We start from the raw sequence: 18,340 nt of genomic DNA, 5'->3' as shown, positions 1-18,340 counted from the left end.
CGTTCTCGCCGTGGGCGCCGATGTCGGCGCCCACGGCGACAATAGATACATGGGACGCGGTGACGGCTCGGGACGCATCGTCTCGCGGGAGGGTGCCGACGACAGCGGCACCGGCATCCTGCATGTCGACATGGATGCCTTCTACGCTGCCGTCGAGGTGCTGCACGATCCGTCCCTGCGCGGGCTGCCCCTGATCATCGGCGGCCGCGAGGGCCGGTCGGTGGTGTCGAGCGCCTCGTACGAGGCGCGTCGCTTCGGGGTGCGCAGCGCCATGCCCGTGTCGCAGGCGCTGCGGCTGTGTCCTTCGGCACGTGTGGTCCCACCCGACTTCACGCGCTATCGCGCCGCGTCCGAGCAGGTGATGGCCATCTTCGAGAGCATCACGCCTCTGGTCGAACCATTGTCGATCGACGAGGCGTTCCTCGACGTGCGCGGCGTGCGACGCCTCTGGGGGAGTCCCGGTGAGATCGCCGCGCTCATCCGGCGACGCGTGCAGGCAGAGGTCGGCATCACCTGCAGCGTGGGCGTCGCCGCGACCAAGCACGTGGCGAAGATGGCATCCACCGTCTCCAAACCCAACGGTCTGCTGATCGTCCCCGCTGACCGCACCCAGGAGTTCCTCGACCCCCGTCCGGTCGGATCGATGTGGGGCGTCGGACCCAAGGCCGCCGACGCCCTCCAGCGACGGGGGATCAGGCTGATCCGCGACGTGCGAGAGTCACCCCCGCAGGCCCTGGAGCGCGCGCTGGGTCCCGCGCTGGGGCGCAGGGTGCGTGAACTGGCCGAAGGCCGCGATGCTCGCACGGTCGAGACCGAGCGCATCGAGAAGAGCATCGGCCATGAGGAGACCTTCGACCGCGACATCGACGATCTCGACCTGCTGCGCTCCGAACTGCTGCGCCTCGCCGATCGAGTGGGGGCGCGGCTGCGCGCGTCCGGCTGGCAGGCGGGTGCGGTCGCCATCAAGATCCGCTTCGCGGACTTCACCACCCTCAGCCGCTCGATCTCGCTGCCCGAGGCCACCGACGTCGGCCAGCGCCTCGGCGAGACCGCGGTGACGCTCTTCGAGCAGATCGACCGGCGCGATCCGGTGAGACTGGTCGGTGTGCGTGCAGAGCGGCTGAAGCCGGCGGGCCTGGGGGCCGCAGCACTCTGGGACGACGATGAGGAGCAGCGTCGCCTCGAGGGCATGCTCGACGATGCCCGGGCGAAGTTCGGCGTCGGGATGATCACGCGAGCCCGGCACGTGGGCCGCGGTTCAGCGGTCGGACCGCGACTGTTCAGCAAGGACTGACCTCTGGGGGCGGCGCGGGGACGTCTGGTCGACTAGCGTTGGGGCATGCCGAACATTGCACTGGAGCTGGGAAAGCAGGCCGCGTCCTTCGGGGTGAAGAGCGCCTACGGTGAGACGGTCGACGTCGACGGGGTCGGCGTGACACCTGTCGCGCTGGCGATCACCGGATTCGCCGGCGGGGGAGCGGAGCAGGGCGAGCGCGGCACCGGCGGCGGCGTCGCCGTGCCGTTGGGCGTCTACGTGCGGCGTGAGGAGGGGCTGCGCTTCGAGCCCAACCTCGTCACGCTCCTCGCAGTTGCCGTGCCCTTCGTCTGGGTCGCCGGGCGCGCCCTCACCCGCATCATCCGTGCGCTCAAGAAGTAGCGACCCGCTCGACCTCGTCCTCACCGCCGCCGTGGAGCGCATCCGCACCGCGGTGGTGGAGGTCGCCGCGTCCAACCCGGTGGTGCTGATCGATGGACGCAGCGGCGCGGGCAAGAGCAGTCTCGCGGCTCGGCTGATCGCGTCGTGGCCCCTGCACGCCCCCGTTCAGCTGCTCGCATTGGACTCGGTGTACCCGGGCTGGGACGGGTTGGAGCGCGGATCTGAGCTCGTGCGCACCGAAGTGCTCGTCCCGCACGGTCGCGACCGGATCGGCATCTGGCGGCGCTGGGACTGGGAGCATCACACCGAAGCCGAGGCGCATGCCGTGGATCCGGCGCTCGGGCTGATCGTCGAGGGCTGTGGGGCGCTGACCCCGGCATCCGCCGCTCTTGCCGACGTCACCGTGTGGGTCGACGGTCCGGCGGGCTCCCGGCGCAATCGTGCCCTCGAACGCGACGGCGAGGTCTTCCGTGCGAACTGGGACCGCTGGGCGGCCCAGGAGGAGGCGCACATCGACCGTCACGACCCGCAGGGGCTGGCGACCGTGACGGTCACGACCCCCTGAGCAAGCCGACCCACCGGCGACTCGTCAGGAGGGGTTTGCCCCATCACCCATCGCGTCACGCTCATCGGCGATCAGCACGATCTGGTCGAGACGGTAGGCGAGCCAGTCGTACACGTGGAACCGCGCGTCGCGCGGATCGTGGGGATCGCTCGTGTCGATGCCGAGGCGTGCCGCCACCACGAGCCGTATCGCCGAGAGCGTGCGCAGCCAGGAGTCGGTGTCCTCGATGGGGATCACCACGTCGTGCGGGGCGATCGCCGCCTCCGTACCCGGCTCGACGTCGTCGAGGTCGAACGCCGACAGTGCGGAGCGCACCTCGAGGGCATCCGACACTCGCCGATCCAGCAGGTCGATGCGCGTCGCGGAACGGAAGTCCTCGGCAGCGGCTTCGTCTTCCGGATACGGTGTCGGTGTGAGTCGATCGAGGCCGGCATCGGTCGTGTCGCGCCCGTCGACCAGCAGATCGATGAACTCGTCGATGAGGCGCAGCAGGTTCTGCCCCTCGATCATCGACACGCTCAGCCGCAGGTCGGCGCTCACTGCGGCACCCTCCGCACGGTCGCCCACAGTCCGAAGTCGTGCATCGCGTGTGCGTGCACCTCCATCGTCTCGCGAGGGCCGGTGGCGACGACGGCATGGCCCTCGTTGTGCACGGCCAGCATCAGCGCGGTGGCGTGGTCCTGCGGGTAGCCGAAGTAGGTGCGGAACACCCGCACGACGTAGCTCATCAGGTTGACCGGGTCGTCCCAGACGACCAGCTGCCACGGCACCAGCGGCGCCGCCGTCAGCTGCGCGTCGAGCTGCTCATCGAGCTGCTCGTCGATCACGGGAGTGGATGCCGGCGTGCTCATGCCCACCCCAGTTCGTGCAGCTGCGCGTCGTCGATGCCATAGAAGTGCGCGATCTCGTGCACCAGGGTTGTGTGCACTTCGGCGCGCAGCTGCTCGATGTCGGCGCACGCCGCCAGGTGGGCGTGCCGGTAGACCACGATGCGGTCGGGCAGTTCGCCCATGCCGTACTGTCCGCGCTCGGTGATGGCGAATCCCTCGTACACGCCGAACAGGTCATCGCCGCTCTCCGGTGCGTCCTCTACCACGAACACCACATTGTCGAGCCCGTCGACCATATCGTCGGGCAGCTTGTCGAGCTCTTCGATGACGAGCGCCTCGAATGCGTCCGCATCCATGTCGATGGCGTCGTGCATGGCGATGCTCATCGCGATCCTTCGACCGTGTGACGACAATGCGACGGCATCTTCGGCGGCCAGGAGTGCACGGTGGAAGTCATCATCGGGCGATGGCACCTCGTCGAACCCGAGCGCGGTGTAGAACGGTGCATTCCACGGCACGTCGGCGAACGTCCGCAGCGTCATGCGGCTCGCGCCGCGCTGATGCGCCTCGTCGAGCGCCGCGTCGACGAGAGCGGCCCCGTGACCACGGCGAGTGTGGGTGGGCAGCACGGCGAGCTGCTCGAGGTGGGCCTCACCGTCGTGCTCGATCACGTGGACGAATCCGATCGGCGAACCGCCCTCGCTCTCGGCAGCGACGAGGATGAAACCCGGATGCTGCAGCCTCGCCGCCCCCGTGGGCGGGGCGCCCCAATCCACAGAGCCGAAGACCGCATCGAACGCGGTGTCGGCTGCGGCCTCGATGCCGGCGACCGACTCGAGGTCGGAGTCGGTCGCGATGCGGATGTGCGAGGCCATGATTCGATGCTATCGAGCCACGGCGGGAGAGATCCCCGCGTGCGTGGCGGTTGCGCGGGTGTGACTCAGACGAACCCCTCTTCGACGAGCACGCACCCACCTTCGGTGATGACGTGCGCCTGACCGGAGCCGCCGACGACCCGCGACCAGCTCTCGACGAACAGTCGGTCCCTGTGGATCGACATGCCGAATCCGCCGTACATCCCCGGGTACCGGAACCACAGCGTGTCGAGCGGCTCGACAGCGATGACCTCGGTGGGCACCGCCCGGAAGCTCACCGGATCGAGCCGCTCGGTGCGCGTCGCGATCAGCTCGGCCAGATGCCGGTCCCATGTGGCGAACATCTGCTGCTGACGATCCGACGCCGGTCGTACGTTCAAAGGCTCCAGCAGGTGGTGGTGGCCGCGCCTTTCGGCGATTTCGATCGGGCGCTCACCTTCAGCGTTTCTGAGCGACCGCCAGGCGCCGCGTCGGACGAGCTCATCGACGACCTCGCTCGACGCACCCAGCCAGGCGGCCTGATGAAGAGGGGTGAACCACGACGTTCCGCTGATGCGCCATTGATTGGGGCTGAGCTGATCGTGTGCCTCCAGGAGTATCAGCACCTCAGCCCAGCTGCCGGTCTTCGCTGCATCGGCGAGTCGATCGACATCGGCCACATGGCTTTCCTTGAATGCCCCGGTGTCGGTCACTCCCGGCCACTCGCTGCTCATGGTGCCTCCTGTGCGGTCAGTCGGTCTGCGGCGACGAAAAAGGCGAGGTTCAAACCGAACGAGGAGCCGAGGCTCTCGTCGAGGGTTTGAACCTCGCCTGTCTGGGTGAGTAACGGGGCTTGAACCCGCGACCCCCGCGACCACAACGCGGTGCTCTACCAGCTGAGCTATACCCACCATGTGCCCACCGGAGCAGGCAACCCCTCGAGTCTATTACATGTTTGGAGTGAACGATGACACGGTGCGCGTCGAGATGACCTTCGCCTCGTCGGAGGTCGGTCCGGGCTCGGCCACGAACACCGCCTGACGGTAGTAGTGCAGCTCGCGGATGGACTCGAGGATGTCGGCCAGGGCCCGATGACCGCCGTGCTTCTCGGGGGCCTGGAAGAACACGCGGGGGTACCAGCGGCGGGAGAGCTCCTTGACGCTGGAGACGTCGACGTTCCGGTAGTGCAGGTACTGATCCACCTGCGGCATGTACTTCGCCAGGAACATGCGATCGGTGCCGATCGTGTTGCCGGCGAGGGGAGCTTTGCGCTCGATCGGCACGAAGCGCTTGATGTAGGCGAGCGTCTGGGACTCGGCCTCGGCGAGGGTCACGCCGTGCGGGATCTGCTCGAGCAGACCGGATGTGCGATGCATCTCGGTGACGAACTCGCCCATGTGCGACAGGGCGGGCTCACTCGCCTTGATCACGATCTGGAACCCGGGATCGAGCGGCTGCAGCTCGAAATCGGTGATCACCACGGCGATCTCGACCAGTTCGTCGATCGCCGGGTCGAGACCCGTCATCTCGCAGTCGATCCAGACGAGGCGATCGTTCTCAGACGCAGAAACCATGTCCTGATCCTATCGGCGGGGCCCGACACGGTAATCTTGGTGTACCCGCCTCCTTAGCTCAGAGGAAGAGCATCGGCTTTCTAATCCGTTGGTCGCAGGTTCGAATCCTGCAGGGGGCACCAGACCGGTTCGACCCGCCCATCCCGGCTCAGAACCGCAGTGCCGCGACGGCGTCGTCGGCATCCCAGAACTCGCCGACGAGTTGGAAGACTCCCGCCGCCAGCTGCAGTCGCTCCGCGCGGAATCGGATGCCCAGGGGATCGGCGACGACGCGCAAATGGCCGCGGATGCTGCCGCGCGCGTCGAGCACGCGCCACAGGCGCTCACCGGCCCGCTCGAGGTGCTCGGCGCGCGAGCGGATGCGCGGTGTCGGCCAGTGCAGCGCGGGGAAGGTGTCGGTGTGGGTCTGCATGGCGTCTCCTCTCGTCTGCATTCGAACATACGGACGGCCACCGACATCGCTCGCGTAGACTCGGGCGCATGCCCGCAGCCTCTCCGTATGCCGCCCGACTCGGTGAGATCCCCGTCGCGCGACACCAGGTGCAGGTGCGCGGCTCCACGACCGCGTACTGGGTGTACGGACCCGCACCGGACGATCCGGAGGCCTCGGATGTGCCCACCGTGCTGGCCGTGCACGGGTTCCGCGGCGAGCACCACGGACTCGAGCCGATCATCGCGTATCTGCCGGGCGTGCGGATCGTCTCGCCCGACCTGCCCGGGTTCGGTGAGACGCCTCCGATCCCGAAGCACCAGCACGACCTCGAGCTGTATGCCGAGTGGCTCCGTCAGTTCGCCAGCGCCGTCGCTCCGGGCGCCGTCGTGCTCGGCCACTCGTTCGGATCGATCGTCGCGTCGGCGGCCGTCGCCGGCGGGCTGCAGACCCCGCGGCTGATCCTCATCAACCCGATCGGCGCTCCCGCCCTCGAAGGCCCCAAGGGGCTGCTGACCAGACTCGCCGTGCTCTACTACGCACTCGGAGCGCGCCTTCCCGAAGCTCTCGGCACCGCCCTGCTGCGCAGCCCGCTGATCGTGCGTGTCGCCAGCATCGCGATGGCGACGACCTCCGATCCCGTCCTGCGCCGGTTCATCCACGATCAGCACGACACCTACTTCTCGAGTTTCGCCGATCGCGACGTGCTGCATCAGGCGTTCGTCACCAGTGTGTCGCACGACGTGCGGGCATCAGCGGGCAGCATCCGCGTTCCCACACTGCTGATCGCCGCGCAGCAGGATCAGATCACGCCGATCCGCGCCGAGCGCGAGCTCGCGGCGATGTTCCCGCAGGCCGAGCTGGTCGAGATCGCCGACGTCGGGCACCTGATCCACTACGAGGCCCCGGCCGAGGCTGCCGGCGCGATTCGGCGGTTCCTCAGGCTTCCCGTCGCGCCAGCCCGATGAGCCCGGCCACCCGGAACGGGATCACCTCACCCATCGCCAGCGACGTCTCGGTGCGCTCCACGCCCTCGATCGAGAGAATCCGGGCGTCGGTGTCGAAGAGGTGACGGGCGTCGCGGCACGCGACGCGCGCCAGCAGATCGATCGATCCGCTCAGACCGTGCGCCTGCACGACCTCGGGCACTCGCGCGAGCTCGGCGATGATGCGGGGCAGCTCCGTCTGGCGCAGCCCGATGCTGATGAACGCCTGCAGCGGGAAGCCCAGCACCTCGGTCGACAGCGAGCGCTCGTACGACTCGAACACCCCGCTCTGATCCAAGCGGGCCATGCGGGCCTGGATGGTGTTGCGGGACAGGCGCAGGCGCTCGGCGAGAGCGACCACGGTCATGCGCGGATCCTCCGACAGGGCGGTGAGCAGTTCGAGGTCCACACGATCCAGAGCAGGCATAGTGCCACACGATAGCAGGGCTGACCGGGCCGTCGGTGCGCAACATGCTCAACGCGTCCAGACATGCTTGAGCGACGTGTCATGTCGACGTACCCTTCAGGTAGGCCCGACGAAGCCGTCGGTACAGCCGTGAACGCCCCACAAGGGCCACACGTCAGGAGGACGCCGATGTCACCGCACACCACACCGATCGTCGACACCGAGAACGATCTCGAATTGACCGAGCGCATCATCTCGCCGGACGGCACGCGGGTGGGTAACCCGCAGCTCGACCGCTATGTCGAAGACGTCGACTTCCAGACGCTGCGCGACCTGCATCGTGACATGGTCGTCGTGCGCCGCATCGACGCCGAAGGCGTCGCCCTGCAGCGTCAGGGCCAGCTCGGGCTCTGGGCCCCGTGCAACGGCCAGGAGGCCGCGCAGGTGGGCACCGCACGTGCACTCGCCTCGCACGACTACGTCTTCCCCAGCTACCGCGAGACCGGGGTGATGTACGTCCGCGGTGCCGAGCCCGGCGACTACGCGCGCATGTGGCGCGGCGAGGAGGGGGCCGCCTATGATCCTGACGCGCTGCGCATAGCCCCGCTGCAGATCATCATCGGCGCGCAGACGCTGCATGCCGTCGGCTACGGCCTCGGCATCCTGCACGACGGCGCGGATGACGTCGCGGTGTCGTACTTCGGCGACGGCGCGACCAGCCAGGGCGACGTCAACGAGGCGATGGTGTTCGCGGCGTCGTACGGCGCGCCCGTCGTGTTCGTGTGCCAGAACAACCACTGGGCCATCTCCGAGCCGGTCGGCCTGCAGTCGCAGTATCCGCTCGCCGGCCGGGCGCCCGGTTTCGGCATCCCGAGTCTCCGCGTCGACGGCAACGACGTTCTCGCCTCCCTCGCCGCCATGCGCTGGGCCCTTGAGCACGCGCGGTCCGGCAAGGGCCCCGCGTACCTCGAGATGGTCACCTACCGCATGGGACCGCACACCACCGCCGACGACCCGAAGCGCTACCGTGACGACGCCGAACTGGCGAAGTGGCGTGAGCGCGATCCGATCGCCCGGCTCGAGGCGCATCTCTCCGCGGCGGGGGAACTCCCGCACGAGCATCTGGACGCCGTACAGGTGCAGGCGGATGCCGTCGCGCGCGACATGCGCGCGGCCACCATCGGGATGGTGACGCGACCGGCGCTCGCGGTGTTCGACGGCGTGTACGCCGAGCCGCACTCGGGGCTGGAGCGGCAGCGTGCCGAGTACGCCGCGTACCTCGCGACCTACGAGGAGGTGTGAGATGGTGACGATGACGATGGGCAAGGCCCTGAACGCCGGCCTGCGCCAGGCCATGCGCGACGACGACAAGGTCGTGCTGATGGGCGAGGACATCGGTGCGCTCGGCGGGGTGTTCCGCATCACGGACGGTCTGCTCGACGAGTTCGGCGCGAAGCGTGTGATCGACACGCCGCTGGCCGAGTCCGGCATCGTCGGCACCGCGGTCGGCCTGGCCTTCCGCGGCTACCGTCCTGTCGTCGAGATCCAGTTCGACGGCTTCATCTATCCCGCGTTCGACCAGATCGTCTCGCAGGTCGCGAAGCTGCACTACCGCACGCAGGGCCGCGTGAAGATGCCGATCACCATCCGCGTGCCGTGGGCGGGAGGCATCGGCGCGGCCGAGCACCACTCCGAGTCCAACGAGGCGTACTTCGTGCACACCGCGGGGCTGCGCGTCATCGCGGTCTCCGACCCGCAGGACGCGTATCGCTGTCTGCAGCAGGCGATCGCCAGCGACGATCCGGTCGTGTTCTTCGAGCCGAAGCGGCTCTACCACCACAAGGGCGAGGTCGATCTCGAGGCGCCGCTCGCGGACGCGCCGCCGATGGGGCTGGCGCGGGTGGTGCGACCGGGCACGGATGCCACCGTGATCACCTACGGTGCGATGGTGCGCACCGCACTCGATGCGGCCGACGCCGCCGAGGATGAGGGCATCTCGCTCGAGGTGATCGATCTGCGGTCGCTGTCGCCGGTCGACTACGACACCGTCGCCGCAGCCGTGCGCCGCACCGGCCGGGTCGTGGTCGCGCACGAGGGCTCTCGCGAGGCCGGGGTCGCCGCCGAGGTGATCGCGAGCATCACCGAGCTCTGCTTCGAGTACCTCGAGTCCGCACCGGTGCGCGTCACGGGACACGACATCCCGTACCCGCCGGCGAAGCTGGAGAAGTTCCACCTGCCCGACCTCGACCGCATTCTGGATGCCGTGGATCGGGTGATGGATCGTCCGAACAGCCTGAGCGGTTCGATCGACGCGAAGGGAGGAGCCCGGTGATCTCCGAATTCCGACTCCCCGATCTCGGCGAGGGACTCACCGAGGCCGAGGTCGTGCAGTGGCTGGTGCAACCCGGCGACACCGTCACGCTCAATCAGACGCTCGCCGAGGTCGAGACGGCCAAGGCCGTCGTCGAGCTGCCGTCGCCGTACGCGGGCACCGTCGCGTCCCTGCACGCCGGGGCGGGCGAGACGGTGGCGGTCGGCGCGCCTCTGATCGCCTTCGACGTCGACGGCGAAGACAGCCCGTCCGGCGACGATCTCGCGGCGGCCGCCGGCGCGGCATCGGCTGCTGACGACCGCGCGGATGGCGAGGTGAAGGCGGATGCCGGGGAGAAGGCCCAGCCGAATCTGGTCGGCTACGGCGCCGCACCCTCCTCGGGTGCTCGTCCCGCGCGCCGCGCGCGCCGGAGTGTCGCCGCGGCGACGATCGACGTGACGACCGAGGCCGCCGTGAACGCGGCTGCGCCGCACGACGCGCTTCCCCCGGCGGCGGCCGAGCCGATCGTGGGGGAGCGTCCGCGCTCGACGCCGCCGGTGCGCGCCCATGCCAAGCGCCGGGGTGTGGACCTGGTGCTGGTCGCCGCGGAGGTCGGCGACCGCGTCATCACGCGTGCCGATGTGGATGCGTACGCCGACCGGATCGGCGCAGCACCCGCAGCGCCTGCACCGGACGAGGCGCCCGCGCCGGCATCCGTCCCGCAGCCTCGGGGTGAGCGAGCACAGACGCGGACCCCGATCAAGGGCGTGCGCAAGCACACGGCGCAGGCCATGGTGCGCAGTGCCTTCACCGCGCCGCACGTGACCACCTTCCACACGGTCGACGTGACCGCGACGATGGAGCTCATCGAGCAGCTGCGTGCCGATCGGTCGCTGACCGAGCATCGGATCGGGCCGCTCGTCGTCGTGGCCAGGGCGGTGTGCCTCGCGCTCGGACGCAACCCGTCGCTGAACGCGACCTGGGACGAGGATGCCGGTGAGATCGTCGAGAATCACTTCGTCGATCTCGGCATCGCCGCCGCCACCGAGCGTGGGCTGATCGTGCCGATCATCCGCGACGCCGAGCGGCTGTCTCTGACGGGCATGGCCGACGCCCTCGGCGAGCTGACGCAGACGGCCCGGTCGGGCAAGACGAGCCCCGCCGAGCTCGCCGGCGGCACCTTCTCGATCACGAACATCGGCGTCTTCGGCATCGATGCGGGTACGCCGATCCTGCCTCCCGGGCAGTCGGGAATCCTCGCCGTCGGCGCGGTGCGACGTCAGCCGTGGGAGTACAAGGGCGAGATCGCGCTTCGCCAGCTGATGACCCTGAGCGTCTCGTTCGACCACCGCCTGGTCGACGGCGCCGAGGGCGCGCGCTTCCTGAAGGACGTCGCCGACCTGCTCGAGCAGCCCGGCAGGGCGATGCTCTTCTGACCTCGGACCGGCGCTGCTCAGCCCGCGGGGGTGAGCAGCGCCGCCAGCGCCATGGTCGTGAGCAGTTCGGCCGTGTCCCGGCGTGAGCGGATCGCCGCGCTGGTGCTGTGCGGGGTGGAGTTGAGCAGGCCGAAGCACGCCTGCACCCGCAGGCGCAACTCATCGCGGGACGCGCCGATCAGCTCGTCGAGACCGGCGATCCACAGCTCGATGTAGGCGCGCTGCAGTCGCCGCACGTCGGAGCGCGCGTCGGGGGAGAGGTGGGCCAGGTCTCGGTCCTGCACGCGGATCACGTCGGCGTTGCCGAGGGCGAAGTCGACGTGGAAGTCCACCAGTTCCCGCATCCGTTGCAGAGGCGCGGTGTGTGACGCCGACACCGTCTCGCCGCCGGAGACGAGGCGCTCGCTCACGCCGATGAGCAGCGCGGCCAGCAGCGCCTGCTTGCCCGCGAAGTGGCGATACACGGCGGGTCCTGAGATGCCGACGGCGGCTCCGATGTCCTCGAGGCTGGTGCCGGAGTATCCGCGATGTGCGAACAGGCGCGCGGCCGCGGCCAGGATGGCATCGGTGCGCTCGGCCTTGGCCCGATCACGGGCCGTGATAGGCGTTGTCATTTCGGTTAATCCTCGCTAACCTGAATTGTCGGGTTAGTGAACACTAACCAATCCGGTGCGAAATATCAGCAGATCGCTGAAACATCTCATCCGCCGTGAGTCGAGGAGGACACACGATGGCCGTTACCCAGCAGACGCTTGCCGAAGAACTGCGCGGGCGCCTCGCCGAGGTCGCGCTCGGGGGACCGCAGCGCTCACGCGAACGTCACGTGTCCCGCGGCAAGATGCTGCCCCGCGATCGGATCGCGCGCCTGCTCGACGAGAACAGTCCGTTCATCGAGGTCGCGCCCCTCGCCGCGCACGGGCTGTACGACGACCAGGCACCGGCGGCCGGAGTGATCGCCGGCATCGGCCTGGTGCACGGGCGACACGTGATGGTCGTCTGCAACGACCCGACCGTCAAGGGCGGCACGTACTATCCGCTCACGGTCAAGAAGCATCTGCGCGCGCAGGAGATCGCACTCGAGAACCGGCTGCCCTGTCTGTATCTCGTCGACTCCGGTGGGGCCTTCCTGCCCAAGCAGGATGAGGTCTTCCCCGACCGTGATCACTTCGGGCGGATCTTCTTCAACCAGGCGCGCATGTCGGCGGAGGGCATCCCGCAGCTGGCGGCCGTGCTGGGATCGTGCACCGCAGGTGGCGCCTACGTGCCGGCGATGAGCGATGAGACCGTGATCGTGCGTGGTCAGGGCACGATCTTCCTCGGTGGGCCGCCCCTGGTGAAGGCCGCGATCGGCGAGGTCGTCACCGCCGAGGAGCTCGGCGGCGGTGAGCTGCACGCCCGTCGCTCCGGTGTCGTGGACCACCTCGCCGAGGACGACGAGCACGCTCTCGAGATCCTGCGCGACATCGTGGCGACGCTGCCTGCACCGGCAGAGCCCGCATGGTCGGTCGTGCCGAGTGCCGAGCCGAGCAAGAGCGGCAGCATGTACGACGTCGTCCCCGTCGACGTGAACGCCGCGTACGACGTCCACGAGGTGATCGGTCGCCTGGTCGATGCCGACAGCTTCCACGAGTTCAAGCGCGAGTACGGCGCGACGCTCGTCACCGGGTTCGCCGTGCTGCACGGGCATCCGATCGGCATCGTCGCGAACAACGGCGTGCTGTTCAGCGAATCCGCACTCAAGGGCGCCCATTTCATCGAGCTGTGCGACCAGCGCGGCATCCCGCTGCTGTTCCTGCAGAACATCACCGGCTTCATGGTGGGCACCGACGCCGAGGCGGGCGGCATCGCCAAGGACGGCGCCAAGATGGTCACCGCGGTCGCCACGACGCGCGTGCCGAAGCTCACCGTGATCATCGGCGGCTCATTCGGCGCCGGCAACTACTCGATGTGCGGACGCGCCTACTCACCGCGCTTCCTGTGGAGCTGGCCTGCCAGCCGCATCTCGGTGATGGGCGGCGCACAGGCGGCGTCCGTGCTGGCCACCGTCAAGGAGGACCAGCTCGAAGCCGCCGGCACGCCGTGGTCGTCCGACGATCGCACCGCGTTCGAGGCGCCGATCCGCAGCCAGTACGAGGCGCAGGGTGAGCCGTACTACGCCACCGCGCGTCTCTGGGACGACGGCATCGTCGATCCTGACCAGACCCGCGATCTGCTGGGCCTCGCCCTCGACGTCGTCTCCCGCGCGCCGCTTCCCGAGCCGCGCTTCGGCCTCTTCCGGATGTGATGCACATGACCACGCCTGAGACCACCTTCGATACCGTGCTCGTCGCCAACCGCGGCGAGATCGCCCGCCGCATCATCCGGACGCTGCGCGGGCTCGGCATCCGCAGCGTCGCGGTCTACAGCGACGCCGACGCCCACGCGCCGCATGTGCGCGAGGCCGATGAGGCCGTGCGCATCGGCGCGGCGCCGGCGGCCGAGTCGTACCTCGACGTGGAGGCCATCATCGCCGCAGCTCAGGCGACCGGAGCTGACGGGATCCATCCCGGCTACGGGTTCCTCTCGGAGAGCGTCGCCCTTGCCGAAGCCTGTGTGGGCAACGGCGTGGTCTTCATCGGGCCCGCAGTCGGCGCGCTGCAGATCATGGGCGACAAGGCCCGCGCCCGTGCGCACGTCGCCGAGCACGGGGTTCCCGTGGTGCCCGGCTTCGACGCGACCGGCCTCGACGACGCGCAGATACGCGCCCGCGCGGACGAGGTCGGCTACCCGCTGCTCGTCAAGCCCAGCGCAGGCGGTGGTGGCAAGGGCATGGAGGTCGTGCGCTCCGGCGACGACCTGACGGCGGCGCTCACCAGCGCGCGACGCATCGCGACGGCCGCCTTCGGCGACGACTCCCTCGTGCTCGAGCGCCTCGTGCGCCGTCCGCGCCACATCGAGGTGCAGGTCTTCGGCGACCGGCACGGCAAGGTCATCGCCCTGGGCGAGCGCGAGTGCACCCTGCAGCGCCGCCACCAGAAGGTGATCGAAGAGGCGCCGGCGGCCCATCTGCCCGACGCTGTGCGTCAGCGTCTGCTCGACGCGGCCGTCGCCGCGGCCGGCAGCGTCGACTACGTCGGCGCCGGCACGGTGGAATTCCTCGTGGAAGCGGATGCCGTCGACGAGATCTTCTTCATCGAGATGAACACCCGCCTGCAGGTGGAGCACCCGGTCACCGAAGAGGTCACGGGTCTCGACCTGGTGGCCCTGCAGCTGCGGGTCGCCGCCGGGGGAGCGCTCGATGATCCGCCACAGGTCCGCGGGCACGCGATCGAGGCCAGGGTGTACGCCGAGTCGCCAGAGCGCGGCTTCCTGCCCTCGACCGGTCGGGTGCTGCGGTTCACCGCGCCGGACGGGGTGCGCGTCGACGCCGCCGTCGAGACAGGATCCGAGGTCACGGGATTCTACGACCCCATGATCGCCAAGGTGATCGCAGTCGCCGACGATCGTGCGACGGCGCTGCGCCGGCTGGACGCGGCGCTCGCCCGCACCGTCGTGCTGGGCGTCGAGACCAACATCGCCTTCCTGCGTGCGCTGTGCCGCAGCGAACGCGTCGTCGACGGTGACCTCGACACCGGCCTGATCGAGACGTTGCTGCCGCTTGCACCCGCGGAGCCGACCGCCCGGATGCTGGCGTCCGCGGCATCCGTCATCGCCACGCCGAATGCCCCCGGGGCCGGATCCCTGTGGCAGCGCAGGCCCGGCTGGCGACTGGGGCCGGCCGCGCCACCATCGGCGGCGGAGTTCCTGACCGACGACGACCGCGTCGTGGTCGTGCCGACCGACGCGGCGACCGGCGCTGCCGTCGCCCGCGACGACACCGGTGCCATCTGGGCGTCGGAGCAGGGGCTCACGATGCGTCTGCGCCCGCTCACCCGCCGCGCGCGCATGCAGCGACGCCTCGGTGAGCGGATGCCCGACGCCGGTCCCCGAGAACCGGAGGGTCGTGCCCCCATGCCTGGCAGCATCGTCGCCGTGCATGTCGCCGACGGTGCCGTCGTGCACGCCGGAGACCCCCTCGTCTCGATCGAGGCGATGAAGATGGAGCACCCCGTGCTCGCGCCGCACGACGGCACGGTGCACCTGCTGGTCGCGCTCGGCGATCAGGTGCGGCGCGATCAGCCGGTCGCCCGCGTCAGTGAACAGGAGACAGCATGACCGACGAATTGGGCTACGCCGACCTGGACGAGGATCAGCGCGAACTCGCAGCGATGGTGCGCGACTTCGCCGAGCAGGTCGTCGCACCGCAGGCGTACGAGGCGTACCGCACGCACACACTCAACCTCGACGTGGTGCGGCAGATGGGCGAGATGGGCCTCTTCGGCCTGCCGTTCTCGGAGGAGTACGGCGGACAGGGCGGCGACTACCTTGCGCTCGGTCTCGCCATCGAGGCGCTCGCGCGCGTCGATCAGTCGATCGCGATCACCCTCGAGGCGGGCGTCAGTCTCGGTGCGATGCCGATCTACCGCTTCGGCACTGAGGAGCAGAAGCGCGAGTACCTGCCGACGCTGCTCGAGGGGACCGCGCTGGCGGGCTTCGGCCTCACCGAGCCGGAGGCCGGCAGCGATGCCGGAGCGACCCGCACCACCGCGCGCCTCGACGGCGATGAGTGGGTGATCAACGGCACCAAGCAGTTCATCACCAACTCGGGGACCGACATCACGCGGTTCGTCACGGTGACCGCGGTCACCGGTGAGAGGGACGGCCGCAAGGAGATCTCGACGATCATCGTGCCGAACGGCACTCCCGGCTTCACCGTCGAACCCGCGTACGACAAGGTCGGCTGGAACGCCTCCGACACGCACCCGCTCACGCTCGCCGACGCGCGCGTGCCCGCCGGCAATCTGCTCGGCGAGCGGGGGACGGGCTTCCGCAACTTCCTCAGCATCCTCGACGAGGGGCGGATCGCGATCGCCGCTCTCGCCACCGGTGCCGCGGAAGGCTGCCTGGAGGCGGCCGTCGACTACGCCCGCCAGCGCACCGTCTTCGGGGCGCCGCTCAGCACCCGGCAGAACGCGCAGTTCACCCTGGCGCGCATGCGGGCACGCGTGCACACCGCACGCCTCGCCTGGCACCACGCGGCGCGGCTGCGCAACGCCGGTCGCCCCTTCGCCGAAGAGGCGGCCATCGCGAAACTCGTCTCCGGCGAAGCCGCGATGGACAATGCCCGTGACGCGACCCAGATCCTCGGCGGTAACGGGTTCATGAACGAGTACTCGGTCGCGCGGCACTACCGCGACTCCAAGATCCTCGAGATCGGCGAGGGCACCTCCGAGGTGCAGCTGCTCGTCATCGCCCGCGCGCTGGGCCTGGCGGGGTAGCGTGACGACATGACCGACATCGTCCAGCGCGGCCTGTACTACGAGGAGTTCGAGGTCGGCGCACGCTATCTGCACCGTCCCGGCCGCACCGCCACCGAGGCCGACAACGTGCTGTTCACCACGCTCACGATGAACGACCAGGCTCTGCACCTGGATGCGGCCTTCGCCGAGACGCAGCAGCCCTTCGGGCAGAGGCTGATGAATTCGATGTGGACTCTGTCGACCATGGTCGGCGCGTCGGTCGGGCAGCTCACCCAGGGCACACTGGTCGCGCAGCTCGGCCTCGGCGACATCTCGTTCCCGCATCCGCTGTTCCACGGCGACACCCTGTACACCGAGAGCGTGATCGTCGACAAGCGGCTCTCATCGTCACGTCCAGGACAGGGCATCTGCACGATCGCGCACACCGGACGCAACCAGGACGACACCGTCGTCGCGACCGCGAGCCGCACGGTGCTGGTGCACTGTATGCCGGAAGGGGAATAGATGTCTCTCACACTCGGTCCCGCGCTGCTGTTCTGTCCGGCCGACCGCCCCGAGCGCTTCGCGGGGGCGCTGCAGAAGGCCGACGCCGTGATCCTCGACCTCGAGGATGCGGTGCTGCCCGCCGGCAAGGCGGCAGCCCGCGAGAACATCATCGACGCCGATCTTGACCCTGCCCGCGTGATCGTGCGGGTGAACGCGCCCGACAGCGCGGAGTTCGGCAAGGATCTCGAAGCGCTTGCACGCACGCCGTTCCGCACCGTGATGGTGGCCAAGAGCGAGGACCCGTCCGCGCTGGACGTCTTCGGGTCCGAGTACGCACTGGTCGCGCTGTGCGAAACCGCGCTCGGCGTGCACCGTGCGGGTGACATCGCCGCGCATCACCGCACGGTCGCGCTGATGTGGGGCGCCGAAGACCTGGTCGCCTCGCTGCGAGGCATGTCCAGCAGGTTCGCCGATGGACGCTACCGCGATGTCGCCCGTCAGGCGCGTGCTCAAGTGCTGCTGGCCGCGGGTGCGCACGGACGCGCCGCCATCGACGCGGTGCACCTCGACATCGACGACCTCGATGGCCTCGCCGCCGAGGCGGCCGACGCAGTGGCATCCGGATTCAGCGCGACCGCCTGCATCCACCCCAAGCAGGTCGCCGTGATCCGCGACGCCTACCGGCCCGATCCCGCCAGCGTCGAATGGGCGCGGGCCGTGCTCGTCGCCGCCGAGGGGGAGCGGGGCGTGTTCCGGTACGAGGGGCGCATGATCGACGAGCCGGTGCTGCGGCATGCGCGCGCGATCGTCTCGCGCGGCTGACCAGCGCCTTCGCCGGGGGCAGTCGCCGGCACGCTCAGACGCTGATCGACTCCAGCAGCCGCAGCGTGCCGCGTTCGGCCACGAAGCGGTGCACCGACCCGTTGCGCAGCACGTCGCCCGCACGGGGCAGCGTACCGCCGGAGACGTGCATCAGCAGCGCGCGCAGCACACCGCCGTGGCTGACGACGATGATCGATTCCGCACGCGGGGCGGAGCGTCGGCGGGATGCACGCGCAATGCGCTCCAGCGAGTCGAGGGCGCGCTCACGCACCTGCTCGAGGGACTCGGCGCCGGGTACCGGCGTCGTCCAGTCGCCCCACCGCTCGAGGTACTCCTCGACCTTCAAGCCCTCGCCCTCACCGAACTCGCGCTCGCGCATGCCCCGGGTGGTCAGCGGTGCTGCCAGCCCGAGCTCATCGGCGATGATCCGTGCCGTCTCGTGCGCGCGCACCAGGGGACTCGCGTACACGGCGTCGTAGTCCACTCCGGCCAGAGCCGCGGCCGCCGTCCTGGCGTCGGTGCGCCCGGTGTCGTTCAGGGGGATGTCGGTGGTGCCCTGGATACGACGATCGAGGTTCCAGTCGGTCTGGCCGTGGCGCACGAGGGTGAGGAGGGTCACGACGTCGAGCCTATGCGAGACGGCC

General features: G+C 69.4%; 21 protein-coding genes, 2 tRNA genes and 1 pseudogene. 13 read left to right on the top strand and 11 right to left on the bottom strand.

Annotated features, from left to right (window positions below):
- Positions 1-49 precede the first annotated feature (49 nt).
- The 3 genes from dinB to WDU99_RS04670 are packed head-to-tail and all read left to right on the top strand — an operon-like array spanning position 50 to position 2,222.
- A complete protein-coding gene (gene dinB / locus WDU99_RS04680; RefSeq protein WP_337331276.1) occupies positions 50-1,294 on the top strand; it encodes a DNA polymerase IV in 1,245 nt (414 codons plus the stop codon).
- A gap of 45 nt (positions 1,295-1,339) precedes the next feature.
- Positions 1,340-1,657: a hypothetical protein gene (locus WDU99_RS04675; RefSeq protein ID WP_337331275.1), complete on the top strand. Its 318-nt coding sequence runs from the start codon at positions 1,340-1,342 to the stop codon at positions 1,655-1,657.
- The gene (locus WDU99_RS04670; RefSeq protein WP_337331274.1) at positions 1,641-2,222 is read left to right on the top strand and encodes a nucleoside/nucleotide kinase family protein; all 582 of its coding nucleotides are present in this window, start codon (positions 1,641-1,643) and stop codon (positions 2,220-2,222) included. Before WDU99_RS04675 ends, WDU99_RS04670 begins: the two co-directional genes overlap by 17 nt.
- Positions 2,223-2,246: 24 nt before the next feature.
- Here WDU99_RS04670 and WDU99_RS04665 read toward each other — a convergent pair whose 3' ends face one another.
- The 7 genes and pseudogenes from WDU99_RS04665 to orn form a co-directional block, all read right to left on the bottom strand.
- Positions 2,247-2,762: a DUF2017 family protein gene (locus WDU99_RS04665; RefSeq protein ID WP_337331273.1), complete on the bottom strand. Its 516-nt coding sequence runs from the start codon at positions 2,760-2,762 to the stop codon at positions 2,247-2,249.
- Complete coding sequence (gene clpS / locus WDU99_RS04660) at positions 2,759-3,073, bottom strand: ATP-dependent Clp protease adapter ClpS (protein ID WP_337331272.1); 315 nt, start codon at positions 3,071-3,073, stop codon at positions 2,759-2,761. Before clpS ends, WDU99_RS04665 begins: the two co-directional genes overlap by 4 nt.
- Positions 3,070-3,426, bottom strand: a complete 357-nt coding sequence (locus WDU99_RS04655) for a metallopeptidase family protein (RefSeq protein WP_337331429.1) — start codon at positions 3,424-3,426, stop codon at positions 3,070-3,072. Before WDU99_RS04655 ends, clpS begins: the two co-directional genes overlap by 4 nt.
- Before the next feature lie 102 nt (positions 3,427-3,528).
- Positions 3,529-3,927, bottom strand: a pseudogene (locus WDU99_RS04650) (GNAT family N-acetyltransferase); the annotation flags it as partial.
- A 65-nt stretch (positions 3,928-3,992) separates the two neighbouring features.
- Positions 3,993-4,640: an ankyrin repeat domain-containing protein gene (locus tag WDU99_RS04645; RefSeq protein ID WP_337331271.1), complete on the bottom strand. Its 648-nt coding sequence runs from the start codon at positions 4,638-4,640 to the stop codon at positions 3,993-3,995.
- Positions 4,641-4,744: 104 nt separating this feature from the next.
- A tRNA-His gene (locus WDU99_RS04640) sits at positions 4,745-4,817 on the bottom strand.
- A 36-nt stretch (positions 4,818-4,853) separates the two neighbouring features.
- A complete protein-coding gene (gene orn / locus WDU99_RS04635) occupies positions 4,854-5,480 on the bottom strand; it encodes an oligoribonuclease (protein ID WP_337331270.1) in 627 nt (208 codons plus the stop codon).
- 47 nt (positions 5,481-5,527) lie between these two features.
- Between orn and WDU99_RS04630 the strand changes: the two genes are divergently transcribed.
- Positions 5,528-5,602 (top strand) — tRNA-Arg (locus WDU99_RS04630).
- A gap of 26 nt (positions 5,603-5,628) precedes the next feature.
- Here WDU99_RS04630 and WDU99_RS04625 read toward each other — a convergent pair.
- Positions 5,629-5,892 carry a hypothetical protein gene (locus WDU99_RS04625; protein ID WP_337331269.1) on the bottom strand — a complete coding sequence of 88 codons (264 nt, stop codon included), beginning with the start codon at positions 5,890-5,892 and terminating at the stop codon, positions 5,629-5,631.
- Positions 5,893-5,960: 68 nt separating this feature from the next.
- Between WDU99_RS04625 and WDU99_RS04620 the strand changes: the two genes are divergently transcribed.
- Complete coding sequence (locus WDU99_RS04620) at positions 5,961-6,878, top strand: alpha/beta fold hydrolase (RefSeq protein WP_337331268.1); 918 nt, start codon at positions 5,961-5,963, stop codon at positions 6,876-6,878.
- Here WDU99_RS04620 and WDU99_RS04615 read toward each other — a convergent pair.
- Positions 6,850-7,323 (bottom strand): Lrp/AsnC family transcriptional regulator, encoded by a 474-nt coding sequence (locus tag WDU99_RS04615; RefSeq protein ID WP_337331267.1) that lies wholly within the window; start codon positions 7,321-7,323, stop codon positions 6,850-6,852. The genes WDU99_RS04620 and WDU99_RS04615 overlap by 29 nt on opposite strands.
- A gap of 168 nt (positions 7,324-7,491) precedes the next feature.
- On the opposite strand from WDU99_RS04615, the gene WDU99_RS04610 reads away from it, so the two are divergent.
- From WDU99_RS04610 to WDU99_RS04600, 3 genes are read left to right on the top strand one after another with little or no spacing between them, the layout of a single operon-like run.
- The gene (locus WDU99_RS04610) at positions 7,492-8,604 is read left to right on the top strand and encodes a thiamine pyrophosphate-dependent dehydrogenase E1 component subunit alpha (protein WP_337331266.1); all 1,113 of its coding nucleotides are present in this window, start codon (positions 7,492-7,494) and stop codon (positions 8,602-8,604) included.
- A gap of 1 nt (position 8,605) precedes the next feature.
- Positions 8,606-9,634 (top strand): alpha-ketoacid dehydrogenase subunit beta, encoded by a 1,029-nt coding sequence (locus WDU99_RS04605; protein WP_337331265.1) that lies wholly within the window; start codon positions 8,606-8,608, stop codon positions 9,632-9,634.
- Complete coding sequence (locus WDU99_RS04600) at positions 9,631-11,049, top strand: dihydrolipoamide acetyltransferase family protein (protein WP_337331264.1); 1,419 nt, start codon at positions 9,631-9,633, stop codon at positions 11,047-11,049. The genes WDU99_RS04605 and WDU99_RS04600 overlap by 4 nt, the downstream gene beginning before the upstream one ends.
- A 17-nt stretch (positions 11,050-11,066) precedes the next feature.
- Here the strand turns inward: WDU99_RS04600 and WDU99_RS04595 are convergent, their stop codons facing one another.
- Entirely contained in the window at positions 11,067-11,663 is a 597-nt protein-coding gene (locus WDU99_RS04595; protein ID WP_337331263.1) for a TetR/AcrR family transcriptional regulator, read from the bottom strand.
- Positions 11,664-11,779: 116 nt separating this feature from the next.
- Between WDU99_RS04595 and WDU99_RS04590 the strand changes: the two genes are divergently transcribed.
- The 5 genes from WDU99_RS04590 to WDU99_RS04570 are packed head-to-tail and all read left to right on the top strand — an operon-like array spanning position 11,780 to position 17,696.
- Entirely contained in the window at positions 11,780-13,333 is a 1,554-nt protein-coding gene (locus WDU99_RS04590; protein WP_337331262.1) for a carboxyl transferase domain-containing protein, read from the top strand.
- 5 nt (positions 13,334-13,338) lie between these two features.
- Positions 13,339-15,243 (top strand): acetyl/propionyl/methylcrotonyl-CoA carboxylase subunit alpha, encoded by a 1,905-nt coding sequence (locus WDU99_RS04585; protein WP_337331261.1) that lies wholly within the window; start codon positions 13,339-13,341, stop codon positions 15,241-15,243.
- Positions 15,240-16,406, top strand: coding sequence for an acyl-CoA dehydrogenase family protein (locus tag WDU99_RS04580; protein ID WP_337331260.1), 1,167 nt, complete (start codon positions 15,240-15,242; stop codon positions 16,404-16,406). Before WDU99_RS04585 ends, WDU99_RS04580 begins: the two co-directional genes overlap by 4 nt.
- Before the next feature lie 9 nt (positions 16,407-16,415).
- Positions 16,416-16,892 carry a MaoC family dehydratase gene (locus tag WDU99_RS04575; RefSeq protein WP_337331259.1) on the top strand — a complete coding sequence of 159 codons (477 nt, stop codon included), beginning with the start codon at positions 16,416-16,418 and terminating at the stop codon, positions 16,890-16,892.
- A complete protein-coding gene (locus WDU99_RS04570) occupies positions 16,893-17,696 on the top strand; it encodes an HpcH/HpaI aldolase/citrate lyase family protein (RefSeq protein WP_337331258.1) in 804 nt (267 codons plus the stop codon).
- Positions 17,697-17,730: 34 nt separating this feature from the next.
- Here WDU99_RS04570 and WDU99_RS04565 read toward each other — a convergent pair whose 3' ends face one another.
- Complete coding sequence (locus WDU99_RS04565; RefSeq protein WP_337331257.1) at positions 17,731-18,315, bottom strand: histidine phosphatase family protein; 585 nt, start codon at positions 18,313-18,315, stop codon at positions 17,731-17,733.
- Positions 18,316-18,340 lie beyond the last annotated feature (25 nt).

The organism is Microbacterium bandirmense, assembly GCF_037204185.1.
In the GTDB taxonomy this organism is placed as follows: Bacteria; Actinomycetota; Actinomycetes; order Actinomycetales; family Microbacteriaceae; genus Microbacterium; species Microbacterium bandirmense.
Note: the sequence above shows the minus strand (reverse complement) of the source record. Positions and strands in the feature narration are given on the sequence as shown.

Bases quoted from the DNA above. Each gene is read 5' to 3' on its own strand.
- dinB (WP_337331276.1), top strand. From the start codon at position 50: ATGGGACGCGGTGACGGCTCGGGACGCATCGTCTCGCGGGAGGGTGCC.
- WDU99_RS04675 (WP_337331275.1), top strand. From the start codon at position 1,340: ATGCCGAACATTGCACTGGAGCTGGGAAAGCAGGCCGCGTCCTTCGGG.
- clpS (WP_337331272.1), bottom strand. From the start codon at position 3,073: ATGAGCACGCCGGCATCCACTCCCGTGATCGACGAGCAGCTCGATGAG.
- WDU99_RS04655 (WP_337331429.1), bottom strand. From the start codon at position 3,426: ATGCACGACGCCATCGACATGGATGCGGACGCATTCGAGGCGCTCGTC.
- WDU99_RS04645 (WP_337331271.1), bottom strand. From the start codon at position 4,640: ATGAGCAGCGAGTGGCCGGGAGTGACCGACACCGGGGCATTCAAGGAA.
- orn (WP_337331270.1), bottom strand. From the start codon at position 5,480: ATGGTTTCTGCGTCTGAGAACGATCGCCTCGTCTGGATCGACTGCGAG.
- WDU99_RS04625 (WP_337331269.1), bottom strand. From the start codon at position 5,892: ATGCAGACCCACACCGACACCTTCCCCGCGCTGCACTGGCCGACACCG.
- WDU99_RS04620 (WP_337331268.1), top strand. From the start codon at position 5,961: ATGCCCGCAGCCTCTCCGTATGCCGCCCGACTCGGTGAGATCCCCGTC.
- WDU99_RS04615 (WP_337331267.1), bottom strand. From the start codon at position 7,323: ATGCCTGCTCTGGATCGTGTGGACCTCGAACTGCTCACCGCCCTGTCG.
- WDU99_RS04610 (WP_337331266.1), top strand. From the start codon at position 7,492: ATGTCACCGCACACCACACCGATCGTCGACACCGAGAACGATCTCGAA.
- WDU99_RS04605 (WP_337331265.1), top strand. From the start codon at position 8,606: ATGGTGACGATGACGATGGGCAAGGCCCTGAACGCCGGCCTGCGCCAG.
- WDU99_RS04595 (WP_337331263.1), bottom strand. From the start codon at position 11,663: ATGACAACGCCTATCACGGCCCGTGATCGGGCCAAGGCCGAGCGCACC.
- WDU99_RS04590 (WP_337331262.1), top strand. From the start codon at position 11,780: ATGGCCGTTACCCAGCAGACGCTTGCCGAAGAACTGCGCGGGCGCCTC.
- WDU99_RS04585 (WP_337331261.1), top strand. From the start codon at position 13,339: ATGACCACGCCTGAGACCACCTTCGATACCGTGCTCGTCGCCAACCGC.
- WDU99_RS04580 (WP_337331260.1), top strand. From the start codon at position 15,240: ATGACCGACGAATTGGGCTACGCCGACCTGGACGAGGATCAGCGCGAA.
- WDU99_RS04575 (WP_337331259.1), top strand. From the start codon at position 16,416: ATGACCGACATCGTCCAGCGCGGCCTGTACTACGAGGAGTTCGAGGTC.
- WDU99_RS04570 (WP_337331258.1), top strand. From the start codon at position 16,893: ATGTCTCTCACACTCGGTCCCGCGCTGCTGTTCTGTCCGGCCGACCGC.